Source organism: Bacillus sp. B1(2022), assembly GCF_040259625.1.
GTDB lineage: Bacteria > Bacillota > Bacilli > Bacillales > Bacillaceae > Bacillus > Bacillus velezensis.
This window is the reverse complement of the sequence record NZ_JANIFO010000003.1, coordinates 47,366-61,595: the sequence shown is the minus strand read 5'-3', so window position 1 is coordinate 61,595 and position 14,230 is coordinate 47,366. Positions and strand designations below refer to the sequence as shown.

The 14,230-nt window shown below is 43.3% G+C and carries 12 protein-coding genes and 3 pseudogenes; 9 read left to right on the top strand and 6 right to left on the bottom strand.

Annotated elements, in window-relative coordinates; translation table 11 throughout:
- Positions 1 to 11: 11 nt before the first annotated feature.
- Positions 12 to 508 (bottom strand): annotated as a pseudogene (locus NQS30_RS06615) (hypothetical protein).
- 164 nt (positions 509 to 672) lie between these two features.
- Positions 673 to 1,437, bottom strand: coding sequence for a 2,4-dienoyl-CoA reductase (gene fadH, locus NQS30_RS06610; protein WP_122503878.1), 765 nt, complete (start codon positions 1,435 to 1,437; stop codon positions 673 to 675).
- 144 nt (positions 1,438 to 1,581) lie between these two features.
- Between fadH and NQS30_RS06605 the strand changes: the two genes are divergently transcribed.
- The 4 genes from NQS30_RS06605 (at position 1,582) to NQS30_RS06590 (ending at position 4,969) form a co-directional block, all read left to right on the top strand.
- Positions 1,582 to 2,445, top strand: a complete 864-nt coding sequence (locus NQS30_RS06605; protein WP_085341949.1) for a metallophosphoesterase — start codon at positions 1,582 to 1,584, stop codon at positions 2,443 to 2,445.
- A gap of 74 nt (positions 2,446 to 2,519) precedes the next feature.
- Positions 2,520 to 3,014 (top strand): L,D-transpeptidase family protein, encoded by a 495-nt coding sequence (locus NQS30_RS06600; RefSeq protein WP_095284082.1) that lies wholly within the window; start codon positions 2,520 to 2,522, stop codon positions 3,012 to 3,014.
- Positions 3,015 to 3,089: 75 nt separating this feature from the next.
- Positions 3,090 to 4,382, top strand: a complete 1,293-nt coding sequence (locus tag NQS30_RS06595) for an MFS transporter (RefSeq protein WP_015239757.1) — start codon at positions 3,090 to 3,092, stop codon at positions 4,380 to 4,382.
- Between the two features lie 122 nt (positions 4,383 to 4,504).
- Positions 4,505 to 4,969 (top strand): YkyB family protein, encoded by a 465-nt coding sequence (locus tag NQS30_RS06590; protein WP_003154622.1) that lies wholly within the window; start codon positions 4,505 to 4,507, stop codon positions 4,967 to 4,969.
- Between the two features lie 42 nt (positions 4,970 to 5,011).
- Here NQS30_RS06590 and cheV read toward each other — a convergent pair whose 3' ends face one another.
- Positions 5,012 to 5,923, bottom strand: a complete 912-nt coding sequence (gene cheV / locus NQS30_RS06585) for a chemotaxis protein CheV (protein ID WP_043021221.1) — start codon at positions 5,921 to 5,923, stop codon at positions 5,012 to 5,014.
- Between the two features lie 188 nt (positions 5,924 to 6,111).
- Between cheV and NQS30_RS06580 the strand changes: the two genes are divergently transcribed.
- A complete protein-coding gene (locus NQS30_RS06580; protein ID WP_007409608.1) occupies positions 6,112 to 6,273 on the top strand; it encodes a hypothetical protein in 162 nt (53 codons plus the stop codon).
- 200 nt (positions 6,274 to 6,473) lie between these two features.
- Positions 6,474 to 7,687: pseudogene (locus NQS30_RS06575) on the top strand (aminotransferase A).
- Here the strand turns inward: NQS30_RS06575 and NQS30_RS06570 are convergent.
- Both NQS30_RS06570 and NQS30_RS06565 read right to left on the bottom strand, forming a co-directional pair.
- A complete protein-coding gene (locus tag NQS30_RS06570) occupies positions 7,668 to 9,488 on the bottom strand; it encodes a PAS domain-containing protein (RefSeq protein ID WP_043021222.1) in 1,821 nt (606 codons plus the stop codon). The pseudogene NQS30_RS06575 and the gene NQS30_RS06570 sit on opposite strands and share 20 nt — an antisense overlap.
- A gap of 177 nt (positions 9,489 to 9,665) precedes the next feature.
- Positions 9,666 to 11,798, bottom strand: a complete 2,133-nt coding sequence (locus NQS30_RS06565; protein ID WP_124693070.1) for a peptidoglycan D,D-transpeptidase FtsI family protein — start codon at positions 11,796 to 11,798, stop codon at positions 9,666 to 9,668.
- Positions 11,799 to 12,133: 335 nt separating this feature from the next.
- On the opposite strand from NQS30_RS06565, the gene NQS30_RS06560 reads away from it, so the two are divergent.
- From NQS30_RS06560 to NQS30_RS06550, 3 genes and pseudogenes are all read left to right on the top strand, one after another.
- Positions 12,134 to 12,910, top strand: a complete 777-nt coding sequence (locus tag NQS30_RS06560; protein ID WP_015239753.1) for a CAP domain-containing protein — start codon at positions 12,134 to 12,136, stop codon at positions 12,908 to 12,910.
- A 43-nt stretch (positions 12,911 to 12,953) separates the two neighbouring features.
- Positions 12,954 to 13,079: pseudogene (locus NQS30_RS06555) on the top strand (P-II family nitrogen regulator); the annotation flags it as partial.
- A 214-nt stretch (positions 13,080 to 13,293) separates the two neighbouring features.
- Positions 13,294 to 13,686: a hypothetical protein gene (locus tag NQS30_RS06550; RefSeq protein WP_079891065.1), complete on the top strand. Its 393-nt coding sequence runs from the start codon at positions 13,294 to 13,296 to the stop codon at positions 13,684 to 13,686.
- Between the two features lie 471 nt (positions 13,687 to 14,157).
- On the opposite strand, the gene NQS30_RS06545 is transcribed toward NQS30_RS06550, so the two are convergent.
- Positions 14,158 to 14,229 carry an ATP-dependent Clp protease proteolytic subunit gene (locus NQS30_RS06545; RefSeq protein WP_349816684.1) on the bottom strand — a complete coding sequence of 24 codons (72 nt, stop codon included), beginning with the start codon at positions 14,227 to 14,229 and terminating at the stop codon, positions 14,158 to 14,160.
- Position 14,230 lies beyond the last annotated feature (1 nt).

The window sequence follows — 14,230 nt, the reverse complement described above, 5'->3', positions numbered from 1 at the left end:
CTTCAGACCGGTTAATTAAGGACGTTATTCATTTGTTTCACAAGCACAAATAAAAGGATAAATATAAGAGCATTATAACCGGCATCTGTCCAAAAATAATGGCTCCAATCAGTGCTGTTAAATATCCAATCATCCTCATGTTCCAACTGAAAGAAAGTTCCTTTTTTATCTAAAGTGCCACATGTAAGAGTTGTTAACCCGCCAACACTCTTGGAAACGTCAACTCCATACATTGAACCGGCATGATCAGTATGATTTATTGGCATATACGTATAATCAGATAAAATCTTTCCGCCAGCTTGGTTGGCAGAGACACATATAATACAGCCGATGTATCGCCTCCGAGCCCACTCAAATACTCCCTGGCTTTAATAAATTTCGTTTCATCAGGAAAATCTATGTGAAATAGCTTTTCAAATCTGATTATTTCATCAGATGTAAGATTGGTATTTTGATAATACTCCGGAGTAAAAGCACAAATAATAAAGTACCAAATATTAAAGATGATAACGAAACTGCTTACAAATAGTACAACGAACCATTTTCATAATTTCTTCAATTAATCGCCCCTTAATCTTTCAAAATTATATCATAATTTTGAATAGAAAATAAAACAAGCGAACGGCGGCTTTAACGTTCGCTTGTTTTGCAAAATAATCAATATATGAAAAATTAAAACGGATAAGGATTCAGCCATTGCCCCCCGTCCATTGTGATACAGTCCCCGTTTATGTAGGACGCTTCATCAGAAAGCAAAAACGCTGCCAACGCGGCGATTTCTTCCGGTGTGCCCAGCCGGCCGAGCGGCACACTGTTCATAGTGCGGGACACCGCTTTTTCCGATTCAAACAGCTTCTCCGCACCGCCTGTCCGTTCAATCGGGCCTGGGGCTATCGCGTTTGTGCGGATGCCGTATTTGCTCCCCCATTCAACGGCCAGCGTTCTTGTCAGTGACAATACCCCCGCTTTGGCTGCAGCGGAATGAACGACACCCGCTCCCGCTCCCCATGCGTATGTAGCGGCCATATTTAAGATGACGCCCTTCTGCTCCTGCTCGATCCAATGCCTTGCCGCTGCTTGGCTGCAGAAAAATGTGCCGTTTAAAACAATCTCAATAACAGCTTTCCATCCATTGGGCGTCAGCTTCTCTGCCGGGCAAATAAAGTTGCCGGCCGCATTGTTAATCAGCGCATCAAGCCGGCCAAAGACTTTTTTCGCTTCTGTAATCATGTCTGAAGCGGCGGAATCAGAACGGACATCCATTTGAAAACAGGCGACCTGCCCCTCAAAGGTCTCAATTTCTTTTTTTGTTTCCTCAAGTGCTTCTTGGTTCCTCCCTGTCACCATGACGTGCCATCCTAATTCAGCCTGTTTTTTCGCCATTGCTTTTCCCATGCCGCTTGATCCGCCTGTAATGATTACCGCTTTCTTATCCATAACAAACCCACCCCTTTTTATTGAATGAATAATCATTCATAATTTTATCACAGATGTCTATCCGCGTCATTACATGCTGAGAAGGGATTTTTCAGCCAAGCTGATGATATAATAGAACAACTCTGACAAAGGTTGGTTTTACATATGGAGAAAATGACCAGAAGAACATTTTTAAAAAGAGGATTCGGCATTTTGGGTGCAGCTCTCGCAATGGCTTGCGGAGGTTACGGCTATGCCCGGTATATTGAACCGCGCATGATTGAGATCACCCGGCATACAATCACCAGCCGCCTGATCCCCCGCGGCTTTGACAATTTTAAAATCGTTCAATTCAGCGATACACATCTCAGTGATGTGTTTACATCCGGTGACTTGAATAAAGCAGCGGAAAAGATCAATCAGCTGAAACCCGATCTGCTCATCTTTACGGGAGATTTAATTGATAAGCCGCATTTATTTAATGATCACCAGCATGCACTCGCCGTGCTGCAAAATCTTGAAGCTCCCTTCGGCAAACTTTGTGTTTACGGAAACCATGACCACGGAGGCTACGGTACGAACACGTACAAGGCTCTGATGGAAGCGGCTGATTTTCAAGTGCTTCGAAATGGCTACCGTCAGGTGCAGCTGACAGACGGAAGCCGGATTGAATTCGCGTTTTTGGATGATGTAATGCTCGGAAAACCCGATTATGAAGCCACCCTGTCCCGCCTTTCCGAAGATGCGTTTTCCATTTTAATCGTCCACGAGCCTGATGCCGCTCTCAAGATAGGCGGATATCCCGTAAACCTCCAGCTGTCGGGACACACTCACGGCGGCCAGGTCCAGCTCCCGTTTTTCGGCCCTCTCATTACGCCTCCTTACGGAAAAACGTATACCGACGGCATGTATACGCTGCATGACACAGCCGTTTACGTCAATCGCGGGCTCGGTACGACAAGACTGCCGTATCGATTTTTAGCCAGACCGGAAATCACGCTGTTCACATTGAAAACCGAGCAAAAATAAGACTTTTATCCTGATGCACAGACACCCCCTCCGTAATATGTATATGGAAAAGAGCAAAAAGGAGGGTGATGAAACTGCTGACATATCAAGTGAAACAAGGAGAAACCATCTCAAGCATTGCGCAAGACTTCAGAATAAGCACTGCTGCTCTCCTTCAGGCAAATCCCTCAATCCAATCGGTCATATACGCGGGACAACATATTATCATACCGAATCTTCCCGACCCATCCACCATTCCCTACTCCATCATCGTGTATATCGGAGCGAAGAAACTGGAGTTATACCGCCTTGGCAGGCTCATCCGTACGTATCCCATCGCAGTCGGAAAAATATTGACGACCACGCCGACCGGAGAATTTTACATCGTGAACCGCCAGCCTAAGCCCGGCGGCCCGTTCGGCGCTTATTGGCTCAGCCTCTCTAAAATTCATTACGGCATTCACGGAACAAATAATCCTTCCTCCATCGGCAAAGCGGTATCAAAAGGATGCATCCGGATGTATAATCAGGACGTCACTGAACTTGCCGCTGCCGTTCCTAATGGAACAAGGGTGACTATTATAAGATAGAAAGATCTTATTTGTTAATGGAACGAGCTGATGATAATATATTACAGTGGGACCTCTAGGGTAAGGAGCGTGTTTATGGATATATTTAAAAATCGCAATTTTGTCCGTCTCTTTTTCGCAGCACTCGCTTCTCAAATGGGAACGACTGTAGGTAATATGGCTTTCGCTTTTTACTTGCTGGACCATTTTTCAAACCAGCCGGCATACACGACTTTGGCTGAGCTGATGTATTCACTGCCGACAGTTTTCGTATTTCTGATTGTCGGTGTCGCAGCTGACCGGCTTGACAGGAAAAAGGTCGCAGAGAATTGTGACTGGATCAGAGCCGGACTGACGATCGTATTGTTTGCCGCATTATACACCGGGAGCATCCCTCTCGTGTTCTGTATTTTGTTCATCAGAAGCGCCGTGACCAAGTTCTTTTTCCCGGCGGAAGCCAGCCTTGTACAAGCTATTCTGCCTAAGGAGCATTACGCGAAAGCGGCGGGACTTAACCAGATCCTGTTCAGCATCTTCATGGTATTCGGCGTCGGTATAGGCGCGTTTATGTATAAAACGATCGGTATTCACGGAGCCATTATCCTTGATTTTGTCAGCTTTATTGTATCAGGCTTTCTGATCCGCGCGTGCCGCATTCCGAAAGAAGCCCGTCAGCCGAACGGCCCTTTTAAATGGGGAGATTCGTTTCTGAAAGACTCGGTCGCTGATTTTAAGGAAGGGATCGTATATATTGTTAAAAACAAATTGCTTGCTTCCCTTATTTTCGGCTTTTTTATCTTTGGTTTTGTCAACGGCGGCTTTGCCGTACTGCCGATGTTTACGATGAAATACGGACTTGCGCCTGATCATTACGAATCACATACTTCCATCTTCACCGTCGCACTCGGCTTCGGCCTGCTTGCAGGAAGTGTGATCGGAACGATGATCGCAAAAAAAGTCAAACCGCATCATTTGATGTCGATTCCTATTTTGGCAGCCGGACTGCTCATTTTTGTCCTCGGCTATACGGATAAGCTGTGGATTTATTATGCGGCGGCTTTCGTCCTCGGCATGTGCATCGGCCCTGTCAATATCGCCATCGGCGGCTGGATGCCGAAAATCGTTCATCCGAAAATAATGGGCCGGGTCAGCGGCTGGCAGGATCCTTTTATGATGTTTGCCCAATCGATTACACTCGGACTGGTCGCCCTGTTATTTCCGAAATTCGTTACCAATATTGATTACCTTTATTACGGCATGGGAATCGTGATTTTAGCGGTATTTGTGTTCTATTTTATCGCTCTTCCGAAATACAGCGCCGAGGCAGCAGAGATCGATGTGCAGCAATCATTAAAGGCTGATTCTGAAAAACATGCGAAACCTGTCTAATAAAGGAAAAAGATGCGCCCTTTTCATCAGAAAAAGGCGTATTTTTATAATCAATATTTGCATTTCAACGCTAAAAAAGTATAATCTATATATGAACTTGATCAATGCAAAGGAGAGAAATAATGGACGACCACGCTTATTCGAAAGAGCTGCAGCCAACCATCGAGAATCTTTCAAAAGCTGTTTATACTGTGAACCGCCATGCAAAAACCGCCCCCAACCCTAAATACCTTTATCTGCTGAAAAAACGGGCATTACAAAAGCTTGTGAAAGAAGGCAAAGGGAAAAAAATAGGGCTTCACTTTTCAAATAATCCCAGGTTTAGCCAACAGCAGTCAGACGTACTTATCTCTATCGGAGACTACTATTTTCACATGCCTCCAACAAAAGAAGACTTCCAGCATCTTCCGCATTTAGGTACGTTAAATCAATCGTACCGCAATCCTAAAGCACAAATGTCTTTGACAAAAGCGAAAAACGTATTGCAAAAATATGTGGGCTTAAAGGAAAAACCGCTTGCCGCCAACAGGCAGCAGCCCGCTTATCATAAACCCGTATTTAAAAAACTTGGTGAGAGTTATTTTTAATTCCGCCGCAAAAAAAGCCGATGCGTCATGCATCGGCTTTTTCTATTCAATCACGTACGTATCCACTTTTTTAATGAGCTCGCTGATTTCAGGCTTGCTGATCTGTTCATCCGCTCCGACGACTTCGCCCCGGTGGCGCAGGTCGTCCGTAATCAGGGACGAGAAAATCATAATCGGCACATCAGAGCTTTGCGGGTTATCCTTAAGGAGCTTCGTCAAACGATGCCCGTCCATTTTCGGCATTTCAATGTCACTGATAATCATGTCAATATGGTCTGACAGGTTTGCTCCGTTATCCGTCAGTTCCACGACGTAATCATACGCTTCTTTTCCGTTTTCAAACGTAACGATTTCACTGTACCCCGCCTCAGTCAGCTCATCCGTCAAAAGACGCATCAGAAGCGGCGAATCTTCAACGATGATCAGTTTTTTACCCGCCCGTCTTTCATCAAATCCTTCCTGATGGACATGATAAGTCTCAACTCCGGATGCCGATTCAATATCATAAATGATCTTTTCATAATCAGGCAGAAAGAGCATCGTGTCTTCCAGTTTGATGATTCCCGTTAAATGCCGCTCCATCCCCTGGTTCAGGGAAGTCGGCTTTTCAATCGCCTCCCAGGACACCCTGTGGATTTGTGAAACGGAACCGACGTGAAAGACGATTTTCCGCTTGTTGAATTCCGTTACGATATATTTATCGTCTTTTGCTCCTTCGGCATCAACGCCGAAAAAGGTATACAGACTGATGACGGGAAGAATTTCGCCTCTCAGCTTAATCATCCCTTCTACGTCTTTATGAGACTGAGGCACAGATGTGACATCTACCGGCTGAATGATTTCCCGGACTTTCATCACATTTATGCCAAATGTATTGACGCCTACTTCAAATTTGACGATTTCTAATTCGTTTGTGCCTGAATCCAATAAAATATCGTATTGTTGTAAAGACAATTCAATCCCTCGCTATCCGCATTCAGTATTGTACTGTATATATCGGCTGTAAACAGAAAAAGTGAATGTATTCGGTCCAACTGGCCATGAACTCTTTATAAAAAGATGCTTTTTTCTGATATCCCATTGACTTTTTGACATCGAGTGGTAAAATAGTCAAGGATTTTTCAGGAAGAAGGGTGTAATAAATGGGTACAGTAGTCATATTCGACCAAGATCAAATGACAGTGTTAGAAGATATCAGCAAAACGGCTTACCTGCAAATGAAAAAAGAGGCGAAAGAGCGTCCCGACAAGCCCGCTCCATACATCTTATGGCGGGAAGACGTCAGCTTTGAATACGGGTATTAATGACATTCGCCACATATCACAATAGATAGATCATGATACAATGAAGACAATCATTTCAGCTGGTTGTCTTATTTTTTTCTGAAAGAAGGTATGTTTTCACATATCGGACATATACTCGGGATAGTTCAATAAAAAGATGACAAATGCTCAGCTAGTGGTAAAATAGGAGAAACTCAATATATAGTATAAGGTGATGAATTATGGAACATTTGCTTAATCCGAATGTAAAAGAAATTGAAATTTCAGGAATTCGCAAATTCTCAAATCTTGTAGCTCAGCACGACAATGTCATTTCGCTTACGATCGGTCAGCCGGATTTCTTCACGCCGCACCATGTCAAAGCGGCTGCCAAAAAGGCAATCGACGAGAACGCAACGGCATATACTCCGAATGCGGGCGGCCTTGAGCTGAGACAGGCCGTACAGCTTTATATGAAGAAAAAAGCTGATTTGAATTATGAAGCCGAAACTGAAATCATCGTCACAACCGGGGCAAGCCAAGCGATTGACGCGTCTTTGCGGACGATTTTATCTCCGGGCGATGAAGTTATTCTCCCCGGACCGATATATCCGGGCTACGAACCGATCATCCGCATGTCGGGCGCCGTTCCGGTCCATGTGGATACGACGACACACGGATTTAAGCTGACGGCGCGGCTCATTGAAGAATCGCTGACACCAAAAACAAAATGTGTCATTCTTCCTTATCCGTCAAACCCGACCGGAGTGACATTGTCTGAGGAAGAGCTGCAAAACATCGCAGCCGTCCTGAAGGGCAGAAATGTTTTTGTCCTGTCTGATGAGATTTACAGCGAATTAACCTATGACAGACCGCATTATTCGATCGCGTCTTATTTGAGAGACCAGACGATCGTCATCAACGGCCTGTCAAAATCACACAGCATGACGGGCTGGAGAATCGGTTTCATTTTCGCACCGAAAGAAATTGCCAAGCACATCTTAAAAGTTCACCAATACAGTGTGACATGCGCGTCTTCAATCTCTCAGAAAGCGGCTCTTGAAGCGGTGACAAACGGTGTTGATGATGCGCTTATTATGAGAGAACAGTATAAAAAGCGGCTTGACTATGTATATGACCGTCTTGTTTCAATGGGGCTTGACGTCGTAAAGCCGTCAGGCGCATTTTATATCTTCCCTTCCATTAAGTCATTCGGAATGTCATCGTTTGATTTTAGTATGGCTCTTTTAGAGGATGCAGGTGTGGCTCTTGTGCCCGGCAGCTCGTTTTCAAAGTTGGGTGAAGGGTATGTGAGGCTGTCATTCGCATATTCACTGGATACATTGAGAGAAGGCTTGGACCGGCTGGAAGCATTTATTTTAAAAACGAGAGAATCCATGCAGACTATTTAAACAACGGCATAACGCCGTTGTTTTTTATTGTTTCGGGAATGTAATATGAAAGGCCGTGCCTCTATCCGGTTTGCTGTCTACTTGGATAGCTCCCTGGTGGTTTTTAATAAGGTTGAATGTGACCATCAGCCCCAGGCCGGTTCCTTTTTCTTTCGTTGTCAAAAACGGTTCGCCTATTCGTTTCAGCACGTTTTCCGGTATCCCGTCACCCTCGTCTTTCACCGTCACATTAACGGAATACTCATCTTCTGTCATGATGATGTGAACCGTTCCCCCATCCGGCATCGACTCAACGGCATTTTTAATCAGGTTGATAAACACCTGTTTCAGCTGATTTTGATCACCGTTAATATACATGCTGTCATGTTCGTAATCCGTTTTGATAAAAATCCCTTTAAGATTTGCCTGCGTCTCTAAAAGAGCGGTCACTTCACTTATAATTTTCTTTAAGTTTACACGCTCTTTCACGGCGTTTTGCTGAGGTTTGGCAAGCATTAAAAGCTCACTTAAAATTAATTCGATTCTGCTCAGTTCAGAAAACACGATTTCAAAGTAATGTTCGTTTTCCTCCATCGTCGGCTTCATGAGCTGTAAAAATCCTTTGATCGCCGTCAGCGGATTGCGGATTTCGTGAGCGATTCCCGCCGCCAGCTGCCCTGCGATAGACAGCTTCTCCGACTTCAGCATTAATTCCTCCGTCTGCTTCCGCTCAGAAATATCACGCAGAATGACCTGCACGGCCGTTTCTCCGAAAAACGTCGTCGGAATGCAGACCATTTCCGTGTAGATCAGCCGGTTTTTAAAGGTAAACCACGACTGCTTAATGATTTCTGACTCGGTCTTTCGGTCGATAATATTTTGGATCCGCTGTTTCAAGCCGTCATGATCACAGGGATGAAGCTGATCATAGACGTTTTTCCCGATTAAATCTTCATATGTTTCAGCCTCAAACAGCGAAATGCCCGACTCATTCATGAATACCCATTTATCATTGTGAATCACGGCGATCGTGTCAATTGAATTCTGAATGAGGAGCTGATAACGCTCTCTGCTTTTTTGCAGAATCGTTTGGAATTTTTTTCGTGAAGAAATATCAATCAGAAGCAGCAATTCCGCCCGCTGATTTTTATATGTCGTCGGTGCCGCTTTCACTTCTAAATGAACGGGCGTGCCGTCGAGCCTTCTCCACGTCTGTTCGATCATTCCGACTTCCATTCCTTTTTGCATCCGCACAATTCGGTTTTTCACAATGTCGTGGTACTCTTCTTCAATAAACTCATAAGAGCGCCTGCCGATTACCTCGTCTTTGCTTTCGGCTCCCAGCATGGCAAGCATCGCGTTGTTGGCGTAGGCGATTGTGCCGTTGATGCTGACATATAAAGGATTCGGCAGCATTTCGACAAGACGCTCGAATTCGCCGTTTCCAGCCGCATCTTCCGAATGTTGTTCTGCCTTTTGCTTCTTTTGTTCATACATATAAGGCCGGCGGGGCGTCTTCTCCTCAAGCACCTTGATTTTGAGGATGATTTCCCGATCCGTCCCCTCCATTTGCGGTGTGACAATTTCCACACCCGCTTCAAGCCATACGATGGTATGATCTTTTTTAATAAGACGAAAGGTGCAAGGCATCAAATGATGCTCATTATAGAAATAACTTTCAACCAAAAATTGATCTTCTTCATGCAGGAACGTTTTGAGAAATGACCCGATCATCTCTTCCTGAGAATAACTGAAGTACGATTTGCAGTTTGCAGAAATATACATAATACGCCCGTTAGACGTCAAAACGGCATGAAGATCGGTTTTCGATTGAAACTGTTTGACATGCTGAGTATCCTGTTCCACAGAATCCCTCCTTTGCATTATACTCGCACTGCAGGCTGGACACGGACTGGTATAAAAAGAAATTCCACTAGATTGATTCGCTAAAAAATGAGCATTCTCCTTCTATTCTTATTGTGAACGTCAATTTTCCTGAATGAAAGAAAGGGCGCACGAGATGTTCGGCCGCCCTTTCATTTGTTATTTTTTATTGTATTTCTTTTCAAGCTCTTTGTAAGCGTCAACTGCTCCCTTGGCAATGTTTTTGCTGACATGATCGTGATCATCCTGAACAGTCGGTACGACGACGCTGAATGCCACTCGTGGATGTTCTGACGGATAATAGCCGACAAAGGTCAGGTTATACGTCTCTTTCCCCCACCAGTTTTTGTTCGTGCCGTAATAGTGCGTCTGCGCGGTTCCCGTTTTTCCGGAAACATCGGCGCCGGACCCCTGGAATGTTGAATAAGCCGTTCCTTGAGGTGAGCTTGTAACCAACTTCATCCCTTTATGAACCTGATCAAAATCGCTCGGGCTGTTATTTACTTTGTTCAAAATTTTACTATCTCGCTGTTCAATCGCTTTTCCAATCTTGTTTTTGCTGTCCGGTTCATGAATGCTTGTGACGATCCGCGGCTGGACGCGATACCCGCCGTTTGCGATGGCTGAAATATATTGAGCCATTTGAAGCGGCGTATATGTATCAAACTGTCCGATCGCAAAATCCAGCAGTAATCCCCCGACCAATTGCGGATTTGACTGCATGCCTGCTGATTCCTGAGGAAGATCAATCCCGGTCTTCACACCCAAACCGAATTGGGCGTAGTAGTTGCGCATTTTTTTAATATCGTCTAATCCGGCAGGCAGCGTACCGTGCGGGACGTAAGTAATGCCGGCGATATGCATGGCCACATGAAACATATATACGTTTGAACTTCTTTGCAGCGCAGTCAGCTCAGTAATGGCTCCCATTTGTGTCCACGATTGTTTTTTCGTGTCGCCTTTAAATACAAGCGGTGCATCGACAAACGTTTTATAATGCGGGAGGCCGCTTTGGTAACCCGCGAGAACAGTCGCTCCTTTAACAGAAGAGCCCATCTCATATTGGGTCGTAAATGATCCGATCGCAAAATCCTGTATTTTATTTGTTTCGAGATCGATGCGTTTCCCCGCCATTGAGAGAATATCCCCGTTGTTCGGGTCCATCATGACGGCAAATCCTCTGTCAACCATATAGTTGCCTGCGGCGCGGCTTCTTCTCAGCTCTTTTTCAATGACTTTTTCGACTTTCGACTGTAATTCCATATCGAGCGAGAGCTGCAGATCGTAGCCTCTGCTGCCTTCATCGACGGGCTTTTGGCTGACGACCTCACCTTTGCTGTTTTCCACATACTCTACTTTTTCTTTATGTGCGTTTAAATAGTCTTCATACTGATATTCAATGTAGCTTTTACCCACCCGGTCATTCAGTGAGTAGCCTCTTGTGACATAATAATCTTTCCGTTCGCCCAACAATCCCTGTTCCGGTGTCGTCACACCGCCGAACAGAGAGTACAGCGTTTTGTCGTATGGATATTTCCGCGTCCAGTCATTGATCACGTCAATGCCGGGGAGCTCTTTCAGGTGCTCGGATACCACGGAAACTTCTTCATATGTCAGGTCGCTTTTTGGTTTTTGCTTGTTGTTTTCATGCTCGTCAAGCAGTGAACCGCTGTTTCCGTTTCCGTTCAGCTTATTCGGGTCCATTGATTTGACGACTTGCGGCTGATAGGCGTTGCCGCTTGAAAAACGCGTATAAATCGCCGCGATTTCCAGCTCTTTTTTATTTTGTTTGATCGCATCAATCTCCTGCTTCGGGACGCGTTCAATCTGGCGTTTGTACACTTCTTGGGAATTCAGGCTGTTTTCTGAATCCTTCATAAGCTTTTCCGCCTTCTTCGGATGTGCGGCAAGCCAGTAATCAATGATATTTCGATCCTTCATAAATTCAGTATCAATATGAATCAGTGCGGCGAGATTTTTTGCCGTTTTCAATTTGTCCTTTGCCGAGGTTTTTGAGGTAGAAACGTATACAATTTCAGGCACAGCCTGGTTATCAACCGCCACTCTGTTCCGCTTGTCATACATCTTTCCCCGCGGTGTCGGATAATAGGCGGTTTTTGCATTTGCCTTCTCCGCATCCTGGCGGTGTTTATCCCCTTCGACAATCTGGACGATGCCGAGTTTAAAAATCAGTGCCGTAAAGAGAAGAAAAACAATCAAAAAATAGAGATTCATTCTCAGCGCTCTGTAACGTTTCGTTTTTTTCTTTGGTTCGCGCGCGACTTCAGCCACTTTCTGTTACACCTCTCAAATCATTGAATATATTTACATAAACAGATTTTAATTGTAACATTTTTGTAAAAGTTGTTACAGCGAAAACGGGTAAAAAAAACTGTCAAGATCAAATTATCTTAAAATATATCTAACACTTCAAATAATTTGAAGATATGTAACAGATTTTAAAAAATAATACAGATCGTTTTTCCCGGTATAGAGCCATTTTTCTGCGCTCAATTACAATTATGACAAGAGTTTGTTGTCAAAGGAAATGGCTGCCTGCATTATGACAAAAAAGCTGTGATAAGATTTTTCATGTAGAAAAAAACTTCTCTGGGAGGCTATTAACTATGAAAAAAGCATTTCTCTTATCTGCTGCCGCGGCAGTCAGTTTGATTACATTCGGAGGCATTCAGCAGGCATCTGCCAAAGAGCTGTCATGCCAGCACGTCGTTACCGTGAAAAAAGGAAACACTGTACAGCATCTGACTCTTCAAGAGGCTGTTGAAAAACTACATATGAAAACGAGCGTGAAAAAGCTGAACGTTAAAAATGAGAAAGAACTGACTCAGCTGCTGCAAAAACACGCAAAGCATTCTGACATGACAGTTAAAAATGTTCAAAAAGAAACACCGGCAAAAACTGCTCCGGCAGCTGCCGAAAAACCGAAAGCCGATCAAAATCAGACGGCTGACAATGCAAAACAGACAGATAACACAAACAACAGCAGCGAGAAAACTCCTTCATCTGTCAGTGCGTACGAAAAGAAAGTCGTTGAATTGACAAACGCAGAGAGACAAAAGCAAGGCTTAAAACCTCTGCAGATTGATGATAAATTAAGCAAATCAGCTCACGCAAAATCACAAGATATGAAAGACAAAAACTATTTCGATCACCAAAGCCCTACTTACGGCTCACCTTTCGATATGATGAAGTCTTTCGGAATCACTTATAAAACTGCCGGTGAAAATATCGCCAAAGGACAGCCGACTCCTGAAGCTGTCGTTAAAGCTTGGATGAACAGTGAAGGCCACAGAAAGAACATCATGAATCCTGAGTTCACTCAAATCGGTGTCGGTTATGTAGAATCAGGAAACATCTGGACACAGCAATTCATCGGAAAATAAACAAAAAAAGATTGCCCCGGCGGGCAATCTTTTGTCTGTCGAAAAAGTGGCTGAGACGGCGCAAAAAGTGCTCAAAACCCGTGAACCCGGTGACGGCAAAATCTTAATTTTCGAAGTTCCCAATACAATCAACATCCGTACGGGCGAAGAAGGGCCTGACACTTTATAAATTTATAAATTTTGAAGCTCCCGGCACATAAGTGCTGGGAGCTTTTTTGTAAAATCTTAAACGTGATGATTAAATTGGTTTTGTTAGCCTTTGCTTCTTTAGTAATACTTTATTTAATAAAAAGTAGAATTTACCTATTTTCTGTTGAATATTTTTTCAAAATTTAGTAATATATTGAATGGGTTTCTAAATAAATGGAGAAAGGAAGTTTAAATTGAAAAAAATTGTAATGACACTATTCACAGTTGCTCTATTGACATTCGGGATTTTCTCAAACAGTTCAGAAGCGTTAGCCATGACTTCAAAAGGAGCAATTAAATTCCAAACAGATGCTAATACTTACTCAAAACACGCTACTTCTATTGTCGTAACAGGTACTGTGCCTTCAAAATATGAGGTAAACTGGGGTGTTACAGTTTTTCTTGAAAATAAAAAAGGAGATATAGTCAAATATATAGTTGTTAATAGACATAATGTTCGCAATTTTAAAGTAAGCTTTTTGACGAAAAATATTCCAGCAGGCAAGTATGATGTGCAAGTAGCATTGACCTGGGGAACTCAAACCCATATAGGAGAACTGAAACACTATATTACTGTACAACATTAAAATTTATATTGCTAACAAATGGATTTAACGTTGATTTTATCTGGAATTCTCAAAAAACAACATGTAATGATAAAATCTCTGGATCGAGGATGTTTTCGTAAATCTCTTGGATTTTTTACGATACATCCTCTTTTATTTTTCAGTTTTTCTAGAAAGCTAATCTGTAGAGTTTCGGATGCCGAATTATTAGGTTTTAATTGCGGGAATCAACTCGATTTATTGCTATGTACATTTGGGTTACTCGAATTCATAGTTGAATCAAACATGATACATCCTACTTTTGGAAAGTTGTATTAATTCTAATCATTATTCGGAAATCCCCCTTTTGATTTATAATAGACAGTCTGCATCAAACAAACGAGGGGGATTCCAAACAGTAGAATATTATAAACGGATACACATTAATACATTATCCTGCCAAGTTCCTGTCTTCATTAAGGCCCTAAGAATACAAGATTTGCAGATCATTGTTTATAAAACACTACCAACAATACCGTAAGTATTCGCTTCCTCAGCATCCATAAAATAGTCGCGTTCGGGCAAT

Bases quoted from the DNA above. Each gene is read 5' to 3' on its own strand.
- NQS30_RS06560 (WP_015239753.1), top strand. From the start codon at position 12,134: ATGAAAAAAGCATTTCTCTTATCTGCTGCCGCGGCAGTCAGTTTGATT.
- NQS30_RS06595 (WP_015239757.1), top strand. From the start codon at position 3,090: ATGGATATATTTAAAAATCGCAATTTTGTCCGTCTCTTTTTCGCAGCA.
- NQS30_RS06590 (WP_003154622.1), top strand. From the start codon at position 4,505: ATGGACGACCACGCTTATTCGAAAGAGCTGCAGCCAACCATCGAGAAT.
- fadH (WP_122503878.1), bottom strand. From the start codon at position 1,437: ATGGATAAGAAAGCGGTAATCATTACAGGCGGATCAAGCGGCATGGGA.
- NQS30_RS06580 (WP_007409608.1), top strand. From the start codon at position 6,112: ATGGGTACAGTAGTCATATTCGACCAAGATCAAATGACAGTGTTAGAA.
- NQS30_RS06605 (WP_085341949.1), top strand. From the start codon at position 1,582: ATGGAGAAAATGACCAGAAGAACATTTTTAAAAAGAGGATTCGGCATT.